The organism is Streptomyces sp. NPDC031379 (assembly GCF_055569615.1).
The window spans coordinates 79,743-99,094 of the sequence record NZ_JBVIIT010000023.1 but is presented as its reverse complement, the minus strand read 5'-3'; the positions used below and the strand labels follow the sequence as shown (position 1 = coordinate 99,094).

Genomic DNA, 19,352 nt, shown 5'->3' with positions numbered 1-19,352 from the left:
ATGGCCGAGATCGAGCATGTGGAGATCGAGGGGGTGCCGCTGGTCGCCACCCTCGTACCGGGCAGCGGCATCGGGCTGCTGGCGCTGCACGGCAGCAACGAGGGGGGCACGGCCGAGCTGGCGGACCTCGTGGCGCGCCGCTGCGGCGCCACCAGCCTGGTCTTCACCCAGCCGGGGGCGCGGCAGCCCGTGCACATCCCGTCCCCGCGCATGGCGGCGGACCACTGCGCCCTCCTGCGCGTGTTCCTGGACCGGGTCTCCCTCACCGTGTCCCTGCACGGCCACATGCGGCCCCGGGCGGCGGACGCCCTCTTCCTGGGCGGCGGCAACCGCGAGGCGGCGCTCGTCCTCGCCGGGGAACTGCGTGCCCTCGCCCCCCGGTTCCGGACGGTCGCGGACCTCGAGGCGATCCCGGCCGCCCTGCGCGGCCTGCACCCCAGGAACCCGGTCAACCTCACCCGCCGGGGCGGCGTCCAGGTGGAACTGCCGCTCCTGGCCCGGACCACCGGTGCGGCCGACACACCCCCGAGGGCGGTGGTCGACGCGCTCGCCGCCGGTGTCGAACGGCTCGCTCAGCCGTGGTCGACGTCCACCCAGGAGCCGCGCTGAGCGGACAGCACCATCGCGTCCAGCACGGCCGCACTGCGCACGGCGTCCGTCAGGGTCGTGCCGTACGGCGTGCCCTCGGCGACGGACCGTACGAAGCGGTACGCCTCGATCACCTTCAGGTCGTCGTAGCCCATCGCGTTGGCCGCGCCCGGCTGGAACGCGGCGAACTCCCCGGCGCCCGGTCCGACGTGGACCGTGCTCACCGGCTGGTCCTGGTACGACGTACCGCGGCTGATCCCGAGTTCGTTCATCCGGCGGAAGTCCCAGAACACCGCTCCCTCGGTGCCGTGCACCTCGAAGCCGTAGTTGTTCTGCTCGCCGACCGAGACCCGGCAGGCCTCCAGGACGCCGCGGGCTCCGGAGGCGAAGCGCAGCAGGCAGCCGGCGTAGTCCTCGTTCTCGACCGGGCCCGGTTCGCCGCCGGAGGCCAGGGCGTGGCCCGCGGTGGCGCCGGCCGGGCGGGCCCGTTCCGGCACGAAGATCGCGGTGTCGGCGGTGAGGGAGACGATCTCGCCGAGCAGGAAGCGGGCCAGGTCGGCGCCGTGCGAGGCCAGGTCGCCGAGCACCCCGCTGCCGCCGCGCCGGCGCTCGTACCGCCAGGTCAGGGCGCCGTCCGGGTGGGCCGCGTAGTCGCTGAACAGGCGGATGCGGACATGGGTGACCGAGCCGATCCCGCCGGAGGCGATCAGGTCGCGGGCGGCCTCGACGGCGGGCGCGTTGCGGTAGTTGAAGCCGACCGTGCCCTGCACGCCGGCCTTGGCGGCCGCGTCCGCGACCGCGCGGGCGTCCTCGGCGGTCAGCCCCACCGGCTTCTCGATCCAGAGGTGCTTGCCGGCCTCGGCCATCGCCACGCCGATCTCGCGGTGCAGGAAGTTCGGCGCGGTGATGCTGACGGCCCGCACGCGCGGGTCGGCGGCCACCTCCCGCCAGTCGCGGGTGGCGGAGGCGAAACCGAACTGCTCGGCGGCCTCCTCCGCCCGCCCCGGCACCTCCTCGGCGACCGTGACGAGCCGGGGCCGCAGCGGAAGCCGGGGATAGTGGTGCGGGAGGCGGGCGTACGCCTGGGTGTGCACCCGGCCCATCCAGCCGAAACCGACGACGGCAACCCCGAGCGCATCCACCATGACAGCCCCTTTTCGGACCGGTCCCTCACCTGACCCGGCCACCATGTCCGGACATGAAGCGGCTGTCAACACTCGTCCTGGCGCCGTCGCTGCCGTCCCGCACGAGGCGGGCCGGCGCCTCACAGGTTGATCGCGTACGCCTTGCGCAGCGTCTCGTGCACGGTCCACGTCGTACGGTCGCCCGCGCGCAGCACCGCCATGTCGCCGGGGCCCACCGTCAGCGTCGGCCCGCCCTCCACCTCGATCGTCGCCGAGCCGCTGATCACCACGAACAGTTCGTCCGCCTCCGTGTCCGTGACCACACCCGGGGTGATCTGCCAGATCCCGCGGAGCTGCCGGCCGTCCGGCGACTCCCAGACCACCTTGCCGGTCACCTCCGGATTCCCGGAGACGATCTGCTCCGGGTCGACAGGCTCGGGTTCCAGGTCGGCGTCCGGGATGTGGAGGGCGAAGCTGTGCGTCATGCGACCGACCCTAGCGAGCGCCTCCGCTCCGCCGCCGTGGACAGTGTGTGGGGCATCCGGCCTGGTCGCAGGACACTTCGTCGGGTGCGTGAACCGACGCGGGCGCGGCGGACGGAGCGGCGGGGCGTAGCCCGGCGGGCGGCGCGAGGCGCGGACCGGAGGTGCCGGCCGCCGAGCGGGGCCGAGTGACGGGCTGGTGGACGCGTCGCTCGGGGTGATCGCGGTCGTGGCGAACGCGGAAGTCAAGTAGGGCACGGGCAGGCGCCGGGCCGGACCCGGGACCTCAGCGACCGGTGCGGACCCCGTCCAGCGCGATGGCGAGGACCCGGTCGCGCTGGGCGTCGTCCTCGAACGCCGTCGCCGTGATCCCGGCGACCATCCGCAGCAGATCACCGAAGTCCATGTCCGCCCGCGCCACGCCCGCCCGCTGCGCGCGCTCCAGCAGCGGGCGGCCGGCGGCGTACATGGACTCGCGGCAGGCCGTGAAGATGTCCGACTCGTCGTCCAGGGCCTCGCGCACCGCCCGCTTGGTGACCATGTAGCCGGCGAACCGGTCCAGCCAGCCGGTCAGTGCCTCCCACGGCGCGCGCTCGGCCAGCTCCACGGCCGTCCGGCACAGGGCGTTCACCTCGTCCGCGTAGACGCTCTCGAAGAGGTCGCGGCGCGTGGGGAAGTTCCGGTACAGCGTGCCGATGCCGACGCCCGCGCGACGGGCGACGTCCTCCAGCGAGGCGTCCGAGCCGTGCTCGGCGAACGCGTCGCGGGCGGCGGCGAGCAGGGCGTCGAAGTTGCGGGCGGCGTCCTTTCGGTGCGGCCGGCGGGCCGCCACGATCTCGCCGACGGGGAACGGCGTGGCCGTCACTGCTGCCTCCTGGGGAGCGGGTCGGACAAAGCGGAGGCATGCATCCACTCCTTGAACCGGAGGGGTGCCTCCATTACAGTGGAGGGGTGCCTCCACTTTAGCAGTGCGGAGGTGGCCGCGCCGTGGACGGACACGTCCGGGCGCCTGGCCACCGCACCTCTCGCACGGGCCGTACCACCCGTTCCCGAACCCCCATACTCCGCGTCACGGATTTCGGAGAGGCTTCTCCATGCCCCGCAAGTCCACCCGCCTCACCTTCGCGGTCCTCGCGACCGGTGCGGGCGTCTTCTCCATGCTGCAGTCGCTGATCGCGCCGGCCCTGCCGACCGTCCAGCACGCCCTGCACACCTCCCAGGCCACCGCGACCTGGGTGATGACGGCGTACCTGCTGTCCGCCTCGGTCTTCACCCCGATCCTCGGCCGTGTCGGCGACCTCGTCGGCAAGAAACGGACCCTCGTCGCCGTCCTGGTGACCGTCCTCGCCGGCTGTCTCGTCGCCGCACTGGCCCCGGACATCGGCGTGCTCATCGTCGCGCGGGTCGTCCAGGGCGTCGGCGGCGCCCTGTTCCCGCTCTCCTTCGGCATCATCCGGGACGAGTTCGCCGCCGCCGAGGTCAGCGGCAGCATCAGCAACCTCTCGGCCGTGATCGCCGCGGGCGGCGGCGTCGGCATAGTGGCCGCCGGCCCGATCGTCTCCGCGCTCGACTACCGCTGGCTGTTCTGGATCCCGGTCGCCGTCGTCGCCGCGACCGTCCTGATCGCCCTGCGCTACGTCCCCGAGTCGCCCAAGCGCGCCCAGGGAAAGGTCGGCTGGGCCGGTGCCGCGCTGCTCTCCGCCTGGCTGGTGGCCCTGTTGCTGCCGCTCAGCCAGGCCGCGCGGTGGGGCTGGGGCTCGCCTAAGGTGCTCGGCCTGTTCGCCGCCGCCGTCGTGCTGTTCGCCCTGTGGCTCACGGCCGAGGCCCGCTCCCGCAACCCGCTGATCGACCTGCGCGTGATGCGGCTGCCCGCGGTGTGGACGACCAACGCGGCCGCCCTGCTCTTCGGTGCGGGCATGTACGCGATCTGGTCCTTCCTGCCCGGTTTCGTCCAGACCCCCTCCGCGGCCGGCTACGGCTTCGGCGCCAGTGTGACCGCGTCCGGGCTGCTCATGCTGCCGATGCTCGTCGCGATGTTCCTCTCCGGTGTCCTCTCGGGCCGCCTGGAGCCCCGGGTCGGCGCCAAGGCCCTGCTCGCCACGGGTGCCGCGCTGGGTGCGCTGGCCTGCGGCTTCCTCGCGCTCTGGCATGACGCGCAGTGGCAGATCGCCGTCGTCGCCGGCCTCTTCGGGCTCGGCATCGGACTTGCCTTCGCCTCCATGGCCAACCTCATCGTGGGCAGCGTCCCGCCCGAGCAGACCGGCGCCGCGACCGGCATGAACGCCAACATCCGCACCATCGGCGGCTCCATCGGCGCCGCGCTCACCGGCGTCCTGGTCACCGGCCGGCTCCAGCCCTCCGGGCTTCCCTACGCCTCCGGCTACACCCATGGCTGGGCCCTGCTCGCCCTCCTGTGCCTGGCCGCGGCCGGCGCCGCCCTCCTCGTCCCGGTCCGCCGCCCCGACCGGACCCCGGCGGCCGCACCGGCGGGGCCGACACGGGCACCCGCGCAGGTGCGGTAGGGTTGACCTGCGTGATCACGCGGGGCATCCCGGGTGAGACCGCGGCGGGACGTGGCGCAGCTTGGTAGCGCACTTGACTGGGGGTCAAGGGGTCGCAGGTTCAAATCCTGTCGTCCCGACTGGGAGTTCTCTCCATAGTCGCAGGTCAAAGGGCTCTGCCTCACATCAGTGAGGTGGGGCCCTTGATCATGTTCCTAGCTCTCGTGTCACATCCACAGGCGCACAACGGAGTGCCCCGGCCACAGCTGAGGATGGCCGGGTTACATCTGCGGCAAGGAGCGACTTCGCTCAGCTCAGCACCTAAGTGAGGCATCGGCGCCTACCACCCGGACGAGGAAGGCGAGCCGGTGTTCTGGGCCGGCCCGGCAGTGGCGCCCGGTTAAGCCGAGCGCCCGAGCCACCGTGCACCGCATCGTCACCCAGCAGTAGCGCCCGCCGGTCTCGCGGGCGTAGCAGCTTCCCCGGGGTCGACTCCTTGCCGTTGCGGGAGCTTGGCCACCACACTCGCTGTGTCGCGTGTCAGACGCCCAAAACGGGGGGAATCGTCATGTCCAGGCGCAGGTTTTTTCGTGTGCTCAGCGTGGCCGCCGCGGCGGTGTTTGCGACGGTGTTCGTGGTGCAGCCTGCTCACGCCTCCGGTCCGTACGTACTGGCCAACCCGTCGACCTTGAAGTGCGCCGACCTGCCCGGTACCGGCGCAGTGCCCGCCAGCACTCCGGCGACGCAGTACCGCTGTATCAACTCCTACGACGACAACCAGCAGTGGACTCTTGCCTGGACCCGTACCATCGGCGGCCAGGAATACTTCGAGATCGTCAATGTGCAGAACAGGCAGTGTCTGGACCTGCCCGGCTACGGCTCGGTGGCGGCGGCCACCCGGGTGTCGACGTACTGGTGTAACTGGGTGCCGGACAACGACAACCAGGAGTGGCGGATGGACGGCTCCCGCTCCCGCGACAGCGAGTTCCTGATCGTCAACTACAAGAGCGGACTGTGTCTGGATGTGGCGGGCTGGGTCAGCGACGGCTCCGACCTGGCCAACGACCTGCCGCTCACGGTGTTCACCTGCTACGGCCAGGGCTGGGGCAACGGCGGCTATGACGATCACTACTGGCAGTTCTACCCGTAAGGCCGTGTTCCGTAGCTCACCGTCCTCACGGGCTGGTACCCAGGCCGAGGGAAAGAACTCCCGTCGCTCTCGTCTTCCCGCAGGTGACTTCGAGATCATGCGGTCTCAGAGCGTCAAGCACACCCAGGACGCGCTGATCGCAGCCCATGTCGGTGCCGCATCCGGCAGCCCCCACGATGACCCTTTCCAAGGCCGTGTAGAGCACAGGAAATCCTCGTGCCTTGTTCGGCAAACAATTTTCAGACCCGTTCGGTGATGCGCTTCAAGTGTTCGGTGCTGAAGGCGTCATGGAGGATCTTGGCATTAGTGATCGGGCGCTCCTCGACGGGTGGGATGTAGAGAGTGCCGACCTGGAGTCCACGAGCCAGCAGATCGGCGAGCTCCCCCAAGGGGAACGTCTCCTTCAGCGGCTCCAGGAGTGCGTAGGTGGAGCTGAGGACCATAGTGACTTCGTGGTCAGCGGGGTACGTGTATAGCAGGTAATCCTGCAAGCGACGGTACCGCTCGGAGTTGCCACGCTTGGTCGAGTACATGGCCGTCTCCACGGCTGAGACCTGCCACAGCAGACAGGGGACGTCCGGCTGCAGGGGCCGCTCACGGGCCAAAAGATCCGTTGCTTCGTACATCTGCAGACCGTGCGGCCCCGGGTCCAGTCGGAGGTCCGTGATGATGGTGTCGAGAGCTGAGATGCCCGGAAGGACCCTCACTGTCAGACCGAGAAGCGGCGCGGCCCTTTCAATCAAGGCAGTGGGGTACACGTAGACTTTAGGATGACCGTACGTGGCGAAGCAGACCGGGGACTCGTCCATGGCTGCGTGCATGACCTCGGCCGCCATGGCCCGGTAGGTCCGCAGGCGGTCCCCGCCTTCCTCGTACTGCCCCAACAAGCTGCGGACATCGGGGCACAGAGTCTTCAGGAATTCGTCGACGCCGAACCCGGCGTCCACGGAGAAGACCTGCTTACTGAGACGCACGGCCTGCTCTGCCTCGCGGGTGATTTGCTGGACATTGCGGATGCCAAGTCCGACCACGTAGATGTCGACCGGGCGGCGCGCAGCGTTCGAGGCGTTCACACGTACTCCATCAATTCTTCGATCTTGGCGCGCCGCTCTGCGCCGCGCAGAGTTGCAATGGCCTCCACCAGTTCCCTCCGTGGCCTTTCCGCCTCGGGGCCTTTCGATCCGCGGACCAGCTCCGAAAACGAGTGGTAGGTCAAATGCAGGGGCTCGGTCAGGGTGGTCGGAGGGAGAGTCAGATGTAGGTCCTCCCCGGTAGTGAGGGCCGGAATCAAATAGCGGTACAAGTCCCAGCCGAGACGCCGCAGGCTCTTCAGCTCATCGGTACTCAGGTCATACTCGGCAGCGGCAGTATCGGGATCGGTTCGTGCCAGTTCAGCAAACGCCGCGTCCCGCTGCGCGCGGATCAGTAGCTCTCTCATCGATTGCGCTGTCACTCTGCCAATGTGGCTGTGCCGCCACCTGATTGCAGATAGACACGACTGTGCAGCGAGCAGCACCCCTCCAACGGCAGACACTGCACCGTGGACGCATCGGCAAGATCATCAACCCGGCGTGACGCGCGCTTCCTGGAGCGTCTGGTGACCCGTGGCGGCCTCTGCCGAGGTGACCGTGTCACCGATGTGTCACACACCCGGGCTCCGACCCCGGAGCACAGCGCCCTGATCCTGTCGTCCCGACTTGTGAAAGTCGCGGTTCAGGGGCCGTTTCGGAGAGATCCGGAACGGCCCCTTGATCGTCGTAGTCCCCGACCCCGCGTCCGGAGACGGTCGGGAACCCGCGCCCGGTGTCCCTCGAACGAGACATCCCTTCGTGCCCGTGGCGGCCGGTCCGGTGGCTACGGCGTGTAGATCTGCTCCAGGCTGTGGATGGCGCCGTCGTCGCCGGTCGTGTACTTGAACACCAGGCCGGAGTCGGGGTGCGCCTTGATCCAGTCGATCAGCTCCTGCACGCCGATGCGCTGGTTCTTGCTGCCGGCGACGACGGGACTGGTGGCGGTGACGTACGCGGCCTGGTCGAGGGCCCAGCGGCTGTCCTCGCCGGTGACGACGAACGACCTTCCGTCGGAGTCCTCGGCAGGGCATCCCCACGCCCCGTGCTGAATGACGAGGTTCACCTTCCCGGTGCCGGCGGGCAGTTCCTCGACTCGGTAGACGGCGATCTCGTCGGGGTCGACATGGTCCGGGTCCGGCGCCTTGTCGGCACAGCCGGTGGCCGGTGCCGTGGTCTTGACCGAGCCGGGGGCCTTGGAGGCCGGCTTCGCCGCGGGCGTTCCGGCACCGGCCGCACCCGGCGACGTGGTCGCCGTGGAACCCGTGCCTCCCGCCCCTCCGGTGCCCCCCGTGGCCCCGCCCTTGCCGCCGCCGGACGTGCCGGACGTCTGGTTCGCCGTGGCGGCGGCGCTCGGCGAGCCCTCGGCTCCAGCGGCGGAATCGTCCCCCTGGCAACCGGCGAGCACCGCGGCCAGCGCCGCGGCGGCGAGCGCGATGGCGGCGGGTCTGAGGCGATGAGCATTCATGTCGGGACGTCCCCCCTGTTCACAGGCGGCCGTGCGGGCCGCACTCCGGTCGGACCGTAACAACGTCTCAGCTCGCGCCGCACCACCGGAACATCCTGTGTCACGGACTTCGGACAATGCCGTCACGGGACGCGGATCATGTGACGGGAGACAGAGACAGAAGACGCGCGGCGTCGTCGCGGAGGTGGGGCAGGACGCCTGGGCGGGCTTGGCCGGCCGAGCGCACGGCGGTACGGGTCTTCTGTCGGGGTGTGCTTCAACGGCTCGATCGGGGATGCTTCGCTGCGAGCGGCCCGAGGACTTCGTGGATCCGCCCCACCACCGCCGGTTTGCGACGGGCGCCCGCTCGCCGTCCCGCTCTGCGGCGACGACGCGTCGGCGCTCGCCCTCGCGCAGGAGCTGGTCCGGGACACGGGCCGTGCACCGGTGGCCGGCGGCGGCCTCGACCGGGCGGGCCTCCTGGAGGCGACGGCCGCGCTCTTCATCGGGCTGTGGGTCGGGGAGGGCGCGGACGCCCAGGCGATCGCTCCGCCCCTCGCGTTCGCGACGGGTTCCGGAGGGGACGGGCCGGGCGCCTGAACGGACCGGTCGGTGTGCGGCGGCGTCCTCCTCCTGCCGGGAGGGCGGGGCCCGTCCGGTCCTTCTGCGGTGGGGGAGGATCCTCAGGCGCGCCTGGCCGTGCCTCCCGCCGGCGGGAGCCGGTGGTGCGCGGCCGGTCGGCGCGGTTCGTGCGGGTCACAGGCTGGTGTCTTTCGGCCGCCCGATGAGCAGATCGCCGATGGCGGCGATGCCCGCTGTGATGCCTCGTTCGCCGACGTTGCCGAAGCCCAGGACGAGTTGTGCCGGCGTGTCGGCGTGCGAGGCGCGGCAGGTGCTCATGCCGTAGAGACCCACCGCGCGGGTGCGGGCGGCGGCGATGACGTCGTGTTCGTCGGCATGGGCGGGCAGGTGGGCGACCGCGTGGAAGCCAGCCGCGAGGCCGGTGACCGGCACTGCGGGGGCGTGTTCGGCGAGTGCGGCGAGCAGGGCGGCGCGGCGGGCCGCGTAGGTGGCGCGCATGCGGCGCAGGTGGCGGTCGAAGCGCCCGCACTCGATCAGTCTGGCCAGGGCGTGCTGATCGAGTGCGGGCGCGCAGCGGTCGCTGCGGTGTTTCTGCTCGGCGAGGGGTTCGGCCAGATCGGGTGGGCAGATCATCCATCCGATGCGCAACGCCGGAGCGAGGGACTTGCTGACGGTGCCCAGCCCGATGACCCGGTGCGGTTCCAGGCCCTGGAGCGCACCGACGGGTTCGCGGTCGTAGCGGAACTCGGCGTCGTAGTCGTCCTCGATGATGAAGGCGTCGCGGTCCCTGGCCCACTCGATCAGGGCGAGCCGGCGTTCCGGGGCCAGGGCGACGCCGGTCGGCCACTGGTGGGCGGGGGTGACCAGTACGGCCCGGGCTCCCGTGGCAGCCAGCGCACGGACGTCGATGCCGTGCTCGTCGACCGGTACGGCGACGGCCCGCATGCGCGCCGCGGCAGCGGCCGCGGTCACGGTGGCGGGTGAGCCGGGGTCCTCGAAGGCCACCGCCTGCACGCCGGCGTCCGCGAGGGCGCGCAGGGCGAGGCCCAGGCCCTGGGCGTAGCCGTTGCAGACGACGATGTGCTCGGGGTCGGCCGCGGCGGCGCGCACCCGGCGCAAGTAGCCGGCCAGCACCTCGCGCAAGGCCCCGGCGCCGCGCGGGTCGCCGTAGTCGAACTCCTCGGTGGGCATGCCACGTGCGGCCTCCCGCAAGGCCCACAACCAGTCCTGGACCGGGAAGGAACCCAAGTCCGGTACCCCCCACCGGAAGTCGGCCACCCGAGGGCGAGCGACGGTCCGCGGCCGGGCGGTCATGGACGGCGCCGTCGCACCGGCTGCCACCCTGGTTGCCGAGCCGGGACGGGTCACCAGGTAGCCCTCGGCGAGGAGTTGGGCGTAGCACTCCTGCACCAGGCCACGGGAAAGGCCGAGCGCACGGGCGAGTTCCCGGGAGGAGGGAAGCCGTTCGCCGACCTCCAGGCGGCCGGTTCGGATGGCGTCCCGAAGGCCGTGTTCCAGCTGCGCGCGCAGCGGGCGGCCGTTGGTCCGGTCGACGGCCAGCAGCAGATCGGGCGAGGAACTGGACCACTCCAGAGGCATGGAACTGGAGCTTACCCGGGGGCCGGTGGGGCCCTTAGCGTCCTGTCATGACCGACATGCTCGATTCGATTCCCGCTGATCCCGCGTCGCGTCCGCCGCTGGTGACCCCACCGTTGCTGTTGCGCTTCGTGTCGATCCTGGGTGCCTCGACCAGCTTCTACCTCCTGTTGTCGACCGTCCCCGTCTACGCCGCGAGCGGCGGCGGGGGCGGCGGGCAGGCAGGGCTGGCCACCGGCACGCTGATGCTGGCCACGGTGGTGGGCGAGTTCGCCACCCCCGCCCTGGTCAACCGCTACGGCTACCGTGTCGTCCTGGCCGTCGGCCTGGGGCTGCTGGGCGCGCCGGCGCTGGCGCTGACCTTCTCCCGGAACCTGTGGTGCATCGTCGTGGTCTGCTTGCTGCGCGGCGTGGGTTTCGCGTTCACGGTGGTCGCGGGCGGTGCGTTGACGGCGGCGCTCATCCCGGCCGAGCGGCGCGGCGAGGGCTTGGCGCTGGTCGGTGTCGTCGGCGGCGTGCCCTCGCTGGTGGCACTGCCGCTGGGCGTGTGGCTGGCCGCACACCTGGGCCACGATGCGATCTTCATCGCCGGGGCCGTGGCCGCGCTCGCCGCCGTCCCGACGGTGCCCGGCATGCCGGACCGGCTGCGTATCTCCGGGCGGCCCGTCGGCATGACGGAGGGACTGCGCAGACCCGAACTGCTGCGTCCCGCCGGGGTCTTCGCGGTCACGGCCGTGGGCGCCGGGATCGTCGTCACCTTCCTGCCGCTCGCCGTTCCCGCGTCGGCCACCGGTCTGGTCGCCGTGGCACTGTTCGTCCAGCCCGCAGCGGCCACGCCGGCCCGTTGGCTCGCCGGCCGGTACTCCGACCGGCACGGTTCCGCCGTACTGCTGCTCCCCGGCCTGCTGCTGTCAGCCCTCGGCGCACTGCTGATGGCGCTGACGGGCAGTCCGGTGGCCGTCGTCATCGGGGTCGGCCTGTTCGGCGCCGGCTTCGGGATCGCCCAGAACGCCACGTCGACACTGATGTACGCGCGCGTTCCGGCCGCCGGGTACGGCACCGTCAGCGCGTTGTGGAACGGCGCCTACGACGCGGGTATGGGCGCAGGCGCCGCCACGTTCGGCTGGCTCGCGGCAGGCACCGGCTATCCCTGGGCCTTCGCCCTCACGGGCGCCGTCATGCTCTGCGCCCTCAAACCTGCCCTGACCGACCGCCGTACTGCCGAGCGGGCTGCGGCGGGCGAGGGGCCCTTCCAGCGGTGACGTCTCCATCAGCGACCGGGTCGGAGCTGCCTGGAGGGGTTGGGCACGGCGGTTGTCCCGCGGCCGGGCCATGCGATGCCGTCGACGGCGAGGAACGGCTCGCCGGCCACGGTCGCGGGGGTTGCCCCGGTGAGCGCCATGACGTCCCGGTGCAGGTGGGACTGGTCGGCGTAGCCGGTGTCGGCCGCGACGCGGGCCGCGGCTTCACCCGCGACCAGGAGGTGGGCCGCATGGTCGAAGCGGACCAGCTTCACGGCGCGCTTGGGCGGCAGGCCGAGCTGCGACCGGAAGCGGGACCACAGCCGCCTACGGCTCCATCCGACCTCGGCCGCGAGTCCGTCGACCCGGGTCAGGCCACGGCTGACGACGATCCGGTGCCAGGCCCAGGCCACCTCCGGGTCGACCAGCGGCCCCGCCCCGTGCCGGCGGGCGAGCAGCGCGTCCGTCAGCGCGAAGCGCTCCTGCCACGACGAGACACCGGCCAGTTGCTCGCGGATCCGGGACGCCTCCCGGCCCCACAGGTCGCCCAGGGACACGACGGCGCCGTCGAGGTCGGCGGGGGAGGCGCCCAGAACCGCGCGTGCGATCACCGGGGACAGGCGCACTTGCACGCATTCGAGGTTCTCTCCCCGCGCCCGGACCGCGCCGCCGGACCCGAGCCCGGGGCCGGCGGCGATGCTTCCCCGCTGCTGCTGCCCTGGGGCACAGTCAAGGACGGGCGAACCGGCGCCGAACTCCAGGAGCAGCGTCACGGCGGGGTGCGGGACGATCCGGAGCGCGTCCAGGTCACGCACACGGAACCCGGCCATGGTGACACCGGTCACCCGACTGGGCCGCCGCGGGCACTCGACGCCCCACATGGCCGCACCGTGCGCGAACGTCTGCATCGTCCCATGCTACGGCGAGCCCGCGGAGGGGAACATTCGTCCAATCCACCGGCGCCTGCCGGCGGAGACATTGGGCTCATGAATGTTTCTGACGGTGATTCGCCCGTGAGCGGCGGCGCTGAGGCCACCGGGAGTTCGACCCTGTCGCTGGACGACGGCGACATCCACGTGCGCCAGGACGGCCCCCGCGACGCCCCCGCACTCCTGCTCATCCACGGCTCCGCATCCTCGACCCGGTCGTGGAACCCGATGGTTCCGCTGCTGACCGGATCTCACCGCGTCATCCGGATCGACCTGCTCGGGCACGGCCGGTCGGCCAAACCGGACGAGAGCAGCTACGCGATCCCGGACCAGGCACGCCGGGCCGGCGCGGCGTTGGGCCGGCTCGGCATCGAGCACGCCGTGGTCGTCGGTCATTCCAGCGGGGGAGTGGTCGCCACCGCCCTCGCCGAACAGCGGCCCGACCTGGTGACCGCGCTCGCGCTCGTCAACACCGGCCCCCGCCTGGACGCCTTCATCGCACCGGAGTTCGCCGCGATCGACCCCTCGCGGTGGCCGCCGACCGACGAGCAGCTCCGCCGGTTCGCGAGCACCGGTGTCAGCCGCGCGGGATACCAGATCCCCGAAGAACTCCTGGACGACGTGCGCGGCATGACGTACCACACGTTCATCGCGACGATGTCGGCCACGCGCTCCTACATGGAGCAGCGGGCGCTGCCGGACCGGCTGGCGGTCCTGGGCAAGCCACTCCTGGTTCTCTTCGGCGAGGACGACCGCCGATGGCGATCCTCATCCGCTGCCGACTACCGCGCCGTTCCGGGCGCGAAGGTCGAGTTGCTGCCCGGTCTCGGTCACTCACCCCTGCTCGAGGATCCGCCGCGGACCGCCACCCCCCTGCTGGCCTTCACCGCGGCCCACGCCGTACGGGTGGCCTGAATGAAGGGGAGGGGTGCCATGCGGATTCTCGTCTCCGGCGCCGGCATCGCCGGTCCGGTCCTGGCCTACTGGCTCACCCGGCACGGCTTCTCCGTGACCGTCGTCGAGCGCGCGCCGGCGCTGCGCAGGACCGGCGGCCACGCGGTCGACCTGTTCCGGCCCGCGATGAACATCTCGGAGAAGATGGGTGTGCTCCCGCGTATCGAGGCGCGGGCCACCGGCACGACCCGTATGACCGTCTGCCGGGAAAGCTCACGGCGTCCGGTCCGGGCGGACCTCTCCAAGATCTTCAACGCCACCTCCGACCGGCACGCCGAGATCATGCGCGACGACCTGAGGGAGATCTACCAGGACGCCACACGCGACGACGTCGAGTACGTCTTCGGCGACTCGATCACCGAGATCTCGCCCGACGCCGAGGTGCGGTTCGAGAACGCCGCGCCGCGCCGCTTCGACCTCGTCATAGGCGCGGACGGCCTGCACTCCAACGTGCGCCGCCTCGTCTTCGGCGAGGAGTCCCGGTTCAGCGCCTTCACCGGGGCCTACCTCGGCGTTCTGACCCTGCCGAACGTCTCCGACCTCGACGGCGAGCTTCTCATCCACGTCGGTGTCGGCCGTACCACCGGCGTGTACGGCGCGCGGCACCTCGGCGACGCGCGGGCGTTGTTCCTGTTCCGGAGCGAGCACGAACCCGACCACCACCACCGCGAGGTGCCCCGGCAGAAGGAGCTGCTACGCGGTGCGTTCGCCGGCATGCATGCCGATGTGGACCGCTGGCTGGACGAACTCGACCGCACCCCGGCGTTCTACTTCGACTCGATCACCCAGCTCCACATGGACACCTGGTCGCGGGGGAGGGTGACGCTCGTCGGCGACGCGGGCTACTGTCCCGGTCCGGCCGTCGGCGGCAGCACCACCCTGGCCGTCGTCGGCGCGTACGTCCTTGCCGGAGAGCTGGCACGGGCGGGCGGCGACCACGAGCGCGCCTTCCCCGCCTACGAGCGCGTGATGGCGGAGCACGTACACGGCAGCCGGGCGGTCGCGCTGAGCGCGGCAAGAACCCTGATCCCCTCCTCCCGCCTCGGCGTGCGGGGACTGGCCCAGGGCGCCCGCCTGATCTCCGCCCTGCCGGCAGGCCCCGGCCGTGCCCTCCTCCGCCTCACCACCAAGAGCGCACGCCTCTACAACTCCGTGACCGTCGACGACTACCCGCCGTCGCCCGCCGCGCCAGCGGGTCGGGGCGGCCTCGCGGACGACCCCGGAGGCGGCATCGCGACGGAGTGACGCGTGCTCGCCGCCTGCTGCCGGCCTGGCCGAACAGGAGCCGGGCCGCCGCATGAGCCGGGCCGCCACGTTCGAGGGCCAAGGGGGCGCAGGTTCAGGTTCACATCCTGCCGTCCCGACCGGTTCAGTCGGAGGGCGAGGGCCGTTGCGGCGACCGGCCCGAGGGGCGAGCGGCCCCCGCGCCCCCCGGTCAGGCCTGCCCCGTCGCCGCCTCGCGTCGCTGGCGCCGCGCGGCCAGCACCGCGTACACGATGATCCCGACGAACAGGAACAGCACGCCCTGGTAGACCGCCGCGTAACCGGCGCCCGCCATCAGCCAGACGGAGAAGGCGGCCGCCACCGCGGTGATCACCGAGTCCCGCACCAGCCGCCCCCGGTCGACCGGGCCGCGGCCGGAGACGAGGTGGAAGATCTGTGCCGCGGTGGCCAGCAGGTACGGCACGGTCGCGGTGAACGTGGTGACGAGGACCAGGACCTCGAAGACCTTCCCCGAGCCCGACAGGTAGTTGTACGCGGTGAGCAGGGAGGCGAGAACGACCGTCACACCGACGCCGACCGTCGGCACGCCCCGGCGGCGGCGCGCGAACGCGGCCGGGAACAGGCCGTCCTTCGCCGCGGCGTACGGGGTCTGGGCGCTCAGCAGCGTCCAGCCGTTGAGGCAGCCGGTCATCGACACCAGCGCGGCGAGCGCCACCGCCGTACCGCCCCAGCTGCCGCCGAACATCGCGTTCACGGCGTCCGAGAACGGCGCGGTGGAGGTGACCAGCCGGTCGTGCGCGACGGTGCCGAAGACGGACAGCGTGCCCAGCAGGTAGACCAGCGCGGCGCCCGCGGTGCCGATGACGGTGGCGCGCCCCACGTTGCGGCGGGCGTTCCTGACCTCGCCCGCGCTGACGGCGGCGGACTCCACACCGAGGTAGGAGAAGAGCAGCAGGGCCGCGGATGCGGACACCGCGCCGACCGCGCTTTGGCCGCTGGAGTTGAACGGCCCCAGCCGGGACGGGTCGAAGAAGAACAGGCCGCCCACCGCGACGAGCAGCAGCGGGACGAACTTCAGCACCGTGGACACCAGCTGCACGGCACCCACGTAGCGGGTGCCGGCGAAGTTGGCGAGCGCGGGCAGCCACTGCAGGGCGAGCGCGGCCAGGCACGCGGTCCACGCGTGGCCCTGCACCGGGATCAGCACGTCCAGGTAGCCGACGGCGGCGACGGCGAGCGCCGCGTTGGACACCCAGGTGGTGATCCAGTACGCCCAGGCCGCGAGGAAGCCGGCGAAGTCACCGAAGGCCTCGCGGGCGTAGACGTACGGACCGCCGGTGCGCGGGTCCCGCGCGGCGAGCCGGCCGAAGACCAGGGCCAGGGCGACGGCGCCGACGGTCAGGACGGCGAAGGCGACCAGGCTGACCGTGCCGTAGGGGGCGATCGAGGCGGGGAGCAGGAAGATGCCGCCGCCGATGATGTTGCCCATGACCAGGGCGGTGGCCACGGGCAGGCCGAACCGGCGGGCGTGCCTGCCGGTGTCGCCGTGGGGGTCCTCGACGGGAACCGGGGGGGCCTCCGAGGGGGCCGGAGCCGACTGCGGGACGGTTCCGGTGCTGTGCATGGGTGGTGCGCCTCTCATGGAACTGACGTTCCCGGGATCACCGGGACGCGCCCATGGTCGGGGATGCTCCGATCTGGCTCAAAATCGCCGGTTCTTGTCCCGTAAGGCCCGCCGGATCGCGCAAGAAGTGTGGCGCGGTGGCCTTCCCGCCGTGAGATGTCCGGCCGTCCGCGGGGTGTGTGGCGCGGGCGTGGCGTGGGGGCGGCCCGCTCAGTCGGCGGACGCCCACAGGCTGCGGACGTGCCCGAGATGCCGGGTCATGATCTCGCGCACGCCCTGCTCGTCGCGCTCCAGCAGCGCGTCGAGGAGTTCCAGGTGCTCCTGGGCGGAGGACAGCAGCCGGCCCGCCTCGACCAGTGCGGTGAGGCCATAGAGACGGGAGCGTTTGCGCAGGTCGGCGACGACCTCGACGAGGTGGGCGTTGCCCGCCAGGGCCAGCAGGCCGAGATGGAAGCGGGTGTCGGCCTCGACGTAGGCGATGAGGTCGCCCGCCACCGCGGCGGTGACGATCTCGCGGGCCGCCGGGCGCAGCGCCTCCAGCGAGACACGGTCGGCGGTGCGGGCCAGCTCGACCACGGTGGGGATCTCGACGAGCGCGCGGATGTGCGTGTACTCGTCCAGCTGCTGGTCGGAGACGGCGGTGACCCGGAAGCCCTTGTTGGGCACCGTGTCGACCAGTCCCTCCTTGGCCAGGTCCAGCATCGCCTCCCGCACCGGCGTCGCCGAGACGCCGAAGCGGGTGGCGAGCGAGGGCGCCGAGTAGACCTCGCCGGGCCGCAGCTCGCCCGCGATCAGCGCGGCGCGCAGCGCGTCGGCCACCCGCTCGCGGTAGCTGCTCCGCCGGCCGCCCAGCCGGGGGAGCGCGGGCATGTCCGGGGCCGGCGTGTTCTGTGCCATGTCACGCATCACCGGGCGAGTCTAGAGGACGAACCCCTCCGGGAAAGGGTCGGTGGGATCCAGCAGGTACTGCGCGGTCCCCGTGATCCATGCGCGGCCCGTGAAGCTGGGCAGCACCGCCGGGACCCCGCCGACCTCCGTCGTGCCCAGCAGCCGTCCGGTGAAGTGGGTGCCGATGAAGGACTCGTTCACGAACTCGGTGTGCAACGGAAGTTCGCCGCGCGCGTGCAGTTGCGCCATGCGCGCGCTCGTACCCGTGCCGCACGGGGAGCGGTCGAACCATCCCGGGTGGATGACCATCGCGTGCCGGGAGTGCCGGGCGGTGGCGCCGGGTGCGTAGAGGTGGACGTGGTGACAGCCCCGGATGGACGGGTCCTCGGGATGCACCGGCTCCGACTCCGCGTTGATCGCGCTCATCAGGGACAGTCCGGCCGCGAGGATGTCGTCCTTGCGGGAGCGTTCGAAGGGCAGCCCGAAGGCGTCCAGCGGGAGGATCGCGTAGAAGTTGCCGCCGTAGGCGAGATCGTAGGTGACCGTGCGGCCGTCGGGGAGGGTGATCTTGCGGTCCAGGGCGACGGCGAACGACGGGACGTTCCTCAGCGTCACGTTCCGCGCGGCACCGTTCTCCACCGCCACCTCGGCGACCACCACCCCCGCCGGGGTGTCGAGCCGCAGGGTGGTCACCGGCTCCACGACCTCCACCATGCCGGTCTCGACCAGCACGGTGGCGACCCCGATCGTGCCGTGCCCGCACATCGGCAGATAGCCGGAGACCTCGATGAAGATGACCCCCCAGTCGCAGTCGGGGCGGCTCGGCGGCTGCAGGATCGCGCCGCTCATCGCGGCGTGGCCGCGCGGCTCGTTCATCAGCAACCGCTTGACGGCGTCGTGGTGTTCACGGAAGTACAGCCGTCGCTCGTTCATCGTCGCACCGGGTACGGTGCCGATCCCGCCGGTGATCACGCGGGTCGGCATGCCCTCGGTGTGCGAGTCGACGGCGTGCAGGACGAGCTTGCTGCGCATGGTCCGGCCTCCCTGTCAGACGAGTCCTGCGGCAACGGCCTTCTCGGTGGCCGCGCGGACGGCGGCCGCCCGCTCGGGCGGCAGCGGGACGCGCGGCGGGCGCACCGGGCCGCCGTGGCGCCCGACGACGTCCATGGACAGTTTGATCGCCTGCACGAACTCCACCTGTGAGTCCCAGCGCAGCAGCGGGTGCAGCTGCCGGTAGAGGGGGAGCGCGGTGGTGAGGTCCCCGGCCACGGCGGCACGGTACAGCTCGGCCGAGGCCCGGGGGAGCGCGTTGGGATATCCGGCCACCCAGCCCTTGGCGCCGGCCACGGCCAGCTCCAGCAGGACGTCGTCGGCACCGATCAGCAGGTCCAGTTCCGGGGCGAGTTCGGCGATCCGGTAGGCGCGTCGGACGTCACCGGAGAACTCCTTGACGCCGTGGATGTGACCCTCGCCGTGCAGCCGGGCGAGGAGTTCGGGCACCAGGTCGACCTTGGTGTCGATCGGGTTGTTGTACGCCACCACCGGCAGGCCCGCCCGCGCGACCTCCGCGTAATGGCCGAGGACGGACCGCTCGTCGGCGCGGTAGGCGTTGGGCGGCAGCAGCATCACCGACGCGCAGCCGGCCTCGCCCGCCCGCTCGGCCCAGCGGCGCGCCTCGGCGGAGCCGTACGCGGCGACGCCCGGCATCACCCGCTCGCCCCCGATCGCGGCCACGGCGGTCTCCACCACCCGTGCGCGCTCCTCGGGGGTGAGCACCTGGTACTCGCCGAGCGAGCCGTTCGGCACGACGCCGTCGCACCCGTTTTCGACCAGCCAGGCGCAGTGCTCGGCGTAGCGGTCGTAGTCGATCGAGAGGTCGTCGCGGAGGGGAAGCGCGGTGGCGACCAGGATGCCGCGCCAGGGGCGGTGCTGCGGATGGGTCATGGGTGATCCCT

Annotated in this window: 18 protein-coding genes, 1 tRNA gene and 1 pseudogene; 8 read left to right on the top strand and 12 right to left on the bottom strand. The window is 71.8% G+C overall.

The genetic code is table 11. The features are described from left to right. Positions 1-609: a poly-gamma-glutamate hydrolase family protein gene (locus tag ACZ5CW_RS29990; protein WP_468606804.1), complete on the top strand. Its 609-nt coding sequence runs from the start codon at positions 1-3 to the stop codon at positions 607-609. On the opposite strand, the gene ACZ5CW_RS29985 is transcribed toward ACZ5CW_RS29990, so the two are convergent. The 3 genes from ACZ5CW_RS29985 to ACZ5CW_RS29975 all read right to left on the bottom strand — a co-directional run bounded on the left by ACZ5CW_RS29985 (position 573) and on the right by ACZ5CW_RS29975 (position 3,059). Further along, on the bottom strand, positions 573-1,733 hold the full coding sequence (locus ACZ5CW_RS29985) for a Gfo/Idh/MocA family protein (protein ID WP_468606802.1): 1,161 nt from the start codon (positions 1,731-1,733) through the stop codon (positions 573-575). The two genes, ACZ5CW_RS29990 and ACZ5CW_RS29985, sit on opposite strands and share 37 nt — an antisense overlap. Before the next feature lie 119 nt (positions 1,734-1,852). Continuing rightward, a complete protein-coding gene (locus tag ACZ5CW_RS29980) occupies positions 1,853-2,197 on the bottom strand; it encodes a cupin domain-containing protein (RefSeq protein WP_468606799.1) in 345 nt (114 codons plus the stop codon). Positions 2,198-2,480: 283 nt separating this feature from the next. Continuing rightward, positions 2,481-3,059: a TetR/AcrR family transcriptional regulator gene (locus ACZ5CW_RS29975; protein ID WP_468606797.1), complete on the bottom strand. Its 579-nt coding sequence runs from the start codon at positions 3,057-3,059 to the stop codon at positions 2,481-2,483. A 229-nt stretch (positions 3,060-3,288) separates the two neighbouring features. Between ACZ5CW_RS29975 and ACZ5CW_RS29970 the strand changes: the two genes are divergently transcribed. The 3 genes from ACZ5CW_RS29970 to ACZ5CW_RS29960 all read left to right on the top strand — a co-directional run bounded on the left by ACZ5CW_RS29970 (position 3,289) and on the right by ACZ5CW_RS29960 (position 5,845). Then, positions 3,289-4,716: an MFS transporter gene (locus tag ACZ5CW_RS29970; protein WP_468606796.1), complete on the top strand. Its 1,428-nt coding sequence runs from the start codon at positions 3,289-3,291 to the stop codon at positions 4,714-4,716. Positions 4,717-4,761: 45 nt separating this feature from the next. Next, positions 4,762-4,835 (top strand) — tRNA-Pro (locus tag ACZ5CW_RS29965). A gap of 428 nt (positions 4,836-5,263) precedes the next feature. Further along, a complete protein-coding gene (locus tag ACZ5CW_RS29960) occupies positions 5,264-5,845 on the top strand; it encodes an RICIN domain-containing protein (RefSeq protein WP_468606794.1) in 582 nt (193 codons plus the stop codon). Positions 5,846-6,084: 239 nt separating this feature from the next. Here the strand turns inward: ACZ5CW_RS29960 and ACZ5CW_RS29955 are convergent, their stop codons facing one another. The 3 genes from ACZ5CW_RS29955 to ACZ5CW_RS29945 all read right to left on the bottom strand — a co-directional run bounded on the left by ACZ5CW_RS29955 (position 6,085) and on the right by ACZ5CW_RS29945 (position 8,380). Further along, the gene (locus tag ACZ5CW_RS29955) at positions 6,085-6,918 is read right to left on the bottom strand and encodes an SAM-dependent methyltransferase (protein WP_468606792.1); all 834 of its coding nucleotides are present in this window, start codon (positions 6,916-6,918) and stop codon (positions 6,085-6,087) included. Beyond that, positions 6,915-7,298 (bottom strand): hypothetical protein, encoded by a 384-nt coding sequence (locus tag ACZ5CW_RS29950; RefSeq protein WP_468606790.1) that lies wholly within the window; start codon positions 7,296-7,298, stop codon positions 6,915-6,917. Before ACZ5CW_RS29950 ends, ACZ5CW_RS29955 begins: the two co-directional genes overlap by 4 nt. A gap of 401 nt (positions 7,299-7,699) precedes the next feature. Continuing rightward, positions 7,700-8,380 carry a hypothetical protein gene (locus ACZ5CW_RS29945; protein ID WP_468606788.1) on the bottom strand — a complete coding sequence of 227 codons (681 nt, stop codon included), beginning with the start codon at positions 8,378-8,380 and terminating at the stop codon, positions 7,700-7,702. Positions 8,381-8,701: 321 nt separating this feature from the next. Here ACZ5CW_RS29945 and ACZ5CW_RS29940 point away from each other — a divergent pair. Continuing rightward, positions 8,702-8,959 (top strand): annotated as a pseudogene (locus ACZ5CW_RS29940) (NADP oxidoreductase); the annotation flags it as partial. A gap of 156 nt (positions 8,960-9,115) precedes the next feature. Here the strand turns inward: ACZ5CW_RS29940 and pdxR are convergent. Then, positions 9,116-10,540: a MocR-like pyridoxine biosynthesis transcription factor PdxR gene (gene pdxR, locus ACZ5CW_RS29935; protein ID WP_468606786.1), complete on the bottom strand. Its 1,425-nt coding sequence runs from the start codon at positions 10,538-10,540 to the stop codon at positions 9,116-9,118. Between the two features lie 47 nt (positions 10,541-10,587). Between pdxR and ACZ5CW_RS29930 the strand changes: the two genes are divergently transcribed. Further along, on the top strand, positions 10,588-11,799 hold the full coding sequence (locus ACZ5CW_RS29930) for an MFS transporter (protein WP_468606784.1): 1,212 nt from the start codon (positions 10,588-10,590) through the stop codon (positions 11,797-11,799). A gap of 8 nt (positions 11,800-11,807) precedes the next feature. Here ACZ5CW_RS29930 and ACZ5CW_RS29925 read toward each other — a convergent pair whose 3' ends face one another. Next, complete coding sequence (locus tag ACZ5CW_RS29925; protein ID WP_468606782.1) at positions 11,808-12,686, bottom strand: AraC family transcriptional regulator; 879 nt, start codon at positions 12,684-12,686, stop codon at positions 11,808-11,810. A gap of 78 nt (positions 12,687-12,764) precedes the next feature. Between ACZ5CW_RS29925 and ACZ5CW_RS29920 the strand changes: the two genes are divergently transcribed. Continuing rightward, positions 12,765-13,622, top strand: a complete 858-nt coding sequence (locus tag ACZ5CW_RS29920; protein WP_468606780.1) for an alpha/beta fold hydrolase — start codon at positions 12,765-12,767, stop codon at positions 13,620-13,622. 18 nt (positions 13,623-13,640) lie between these two features. After that, entirely contained in the window at positions 13,641-14,906 is a 1,266-nt protein-coding gene (locus ACZ5CW_RS29915) for an FAD-dependent monooxygenase (RefSeq protein WP_468606778.1), read from the top strand. Between the two features lie 190 nt (positions 14,907-15,096). Here the strand turns inward: ACZ5CW_RS29915 and ACZ5CW_RS29910 are convergent, their stop codons facing one another. The 4 genes from ACZ5CW_RS29910 to ACZ5CW_RS29895 all read right to left on the bottom strand — a co-directional run bounded on the left by ACZ5CW_RS29910 (position 15,097) and on the right by ACZ5CW_RS29895 (position 19,341). Beyond that, on the bottom strand, positions 15,097-16,509 hold the full coding sequence (locus tag ACZ5CW_RS29910; RefSeq protein WP_468606776.1) for an amino acid permease: 1,413 nt from the start codon (positions 16,507-16,509) through the stop codon (positions 15,097-15,099). A gap of 210 nt (positions 16,510-16,719) precedes the next feature. After that, positions 16,720-17,415, bottom strand: a complete 696-nt coding sequence (locus ACZ5CW_RS29905; protein WP_468606774.1) for a GntR family transcriptional regulator — start codon at positions 17,413-17,415, stop codon at positions 16,720-16,722. A gap of 12 nt (positions 17,416-17,427) precedes the next feature. Further along, positions 17,428-18,429: a proline racemase family protein gene (locus ACZ5CW_RS29900; RefSeq protein ID WP_468606772.1), complete on the bottom strand. Its 1,002-nt coding sequence runs from the start codon at positions 18,427-18,429 to the stop codon at positions 17,428-17,430. A gap of 15 nt (positions 18,430-18,444) precedes the next feature. Continuing rightward, positions 18,445-19,341 carry a dihydrodipicolinate synthase family protein gene (locus ACZ5CW_RS29895; protein WP_468606770.1) on the bottom strand — a complete coding sequence of 299 codons (897 nt, stop codon included), beginning with the start codon at positions 19,339-19,341 and terminating at the stop codon, positions 18,445-18,447. Between the last annotated feature and the right edge of the window lie 11 nt (positions 19,342-19,352).